This is a genomic window from Carboxydothermus ferrireducens DSM 11255, assembly GCF_000427565.1.
Taxonomy (GTDB): domain Bacteria; phylum Bacillota; class Z-2901; order Carboxydothermales; family Carboxydothermaceae; genus Carboxydothermus; species Carboxydothermus hydrogenoformans.
The window spans coordinates 1-1,746 of sequence record NZ_ATYG01000052.1 but is presented as its reverse complement, the minus strand read 5'-3'; the positions used below and the strand labels follow the sequence as shown (position 1 = coordinate 1,746).

The 1,746-nt window shown below is 39.9% G+C and carries 2 protein-coding genes and 1 pseudogene; 1 reads left to right on the top strand and 2 read right to left on the bottom strand.

The window, feature by feature from the left end:
* A pseudogene (locus CARFE_RS16050) lies at window positions 1-913 on the bottom strand (helix-turn-helix domain-containing protein); the annotation flags it as partial.
* Window positions 914-1,040: 127 nt separating this feature from the next.
* Between CARFE_RS16050 and CARFE_RS16475 the strand changes: the two are divergent.
* Complete coding sequence (locus CARFE_RS16475) at window positions 1,041-1,217, top strand: hypothetical protein (RefSeq protein WP_210432961.1); 177 nt, start codon at window positions 1,041-1,043, stop codon at window positions 1,215-1,217.
* 151 nt (window positions 1,218-1,368) lie between these two features.
* On the opposite strand, the gene CARFE_RS16470 is transcribed toward CARFE_RS16475, so the two are convergent.
* The gene (locus tag CARFE_RS16470) at window positions 1,369-1,572 is read right to left on the bottom strand and encodes a hypothetical protein (RefSeq protein ID WP_210432960.1); all 204 of its coding nucleotides are present in this window, start codon (window positions 1,570-1,572) and stop codon (window positions 1,369-1,371) included.
* Between the last annotated feature and the right edge of the window lie 174 nt (window positions 1,573-1,746).

Genomic DNA, 1,746 nt, shown 5'->3' with positions numbered 1-1,746 from the left:
TTATCAGCGAAATTAACCGGTACAGCTTTATCTACTGCTACGCCATTTTCATAAACATAAACCACATCTTCATCAAAACGGACTTCAATTTTCTGACCGATAAAACGCGGAGAAACCTCATAAAGCTTAGTGTTTACCGAGATAGTGCCATCATGTTTCACCTTACGCATTTCCCTTTTCAAAAACAACGGATCAAGGGAAGCGGGGTCATTGATCATCCGTACCTGACTTACCTGAGATAAATAAACATCTAAAGGAGTCATACCCAGAGAGGCATGGATTTTTCGGTGGTAATCTTCCTCTAACCACTGCCAGAACCGGCGGTTTAGCTCCTCTAAAGAAGATACCGGTTTTTCTTTCAGCAAAGCAAAAAAAGGAAAGTCTTTAGCTTTTTGCCATTTTGCACAATATACGGACCAACAGACATATCTCCCTGCCAGAAAACATTAACCGTATCATAAGAAAACCTTTTGCGTTCAGGGGATTTGGGGGACTCATTACCGACCAAACCATACTTTTTCAGTAGCCTATAAACCGTAGCATAGGAAACATCCTTAGGTAAAATCTCACCCCTATCCACTAAGCGTTCATAAAAAACGGAAGCAGGCAAATCCCTGAGCTCTTTTCGTAAAGCTATTAAATACTCTTCCTGCTCCCGGGAAAGCACTCGATGTTTTCCCCGATCCGAGCGAATCTTAGGCTTAAGGCCATCAAAACCAAACCGGCGGTAAGAAAGAAGCCAGCCGGCCAGAGTTTTAGGAGTAAACTCTTTAGGGCCATAAAAAGGCACCTCATGAACCTTAGAGCAAATTTGGGCAAAATACTCCTGCTGATTAGACACTTGACCATTTAGAACAGGAGCCAGAAGCCCATAGCGAAAAAGAGCCACCTTTTCACGCACTTTTTCATCCATAAAGACCCTCCTTATAGAAGGAGGCTAACCGGTTAACCATCCATGAAAACATTTTAACCTGGGAGGAAAAAGTATACCACGCAAAAGGTTTGTGGAAGCAAAAAATAGTTTTCAGGAGGGAGAAAAAATGATAGAATTAACTTGCCATAAAGTTAAGTGGGAAATGTCCGATGCCCCTTCTCAGGAGGGGAGCTTTGCCCAAAGCCAGGAGCATTTCCACCAACTTTATGGCTTTTTCTTTTGGGTTAAAAGGAAAAACGCCTCTAAAGCCAGTATCACGGAAAAACATCTCGATACGGGTTAGATTTTTCCTAAATCTTCGACTAAAAAACTCCAATAACTGGCGATAACCCATGACTTTTCGATAAAGGAAATAATTCTTAAGTTTTATCAAAATAGTAGCCACAGTATGCTGAAAATACGGAAGTAAGAAAGAAGGGATTATTGAGACGGTTTTACCACAGGAAGGACATTTCAAGCGGCAAATAGGGATGGAAAAAATTATTATTAGTAATGGCATTTCTATTATAGAATCCATGCCGTAACAGTCTAATATGCCCTTTACAATGCGGGCAAATGTCAACATCGGGAAAATCATTCTTTTTGCCCCGCCGGGCATATTCCCGGACAGATAAGCCAAAATCATAAAAAATCATCAAAATAAATCACCCCAAATATTTTGCAAAAATTATAGCAAAATATTTGGGGTCTAAAAAGGCTAAACCGCTGTTTTATTTTGAAAAATTTCCGAGGGTTTTGGAGAAGATAATTTGCTAAATAACAATATTATCTTGGTTTATAACCCACAATGGTTCTACCTAAACTATTTCCCT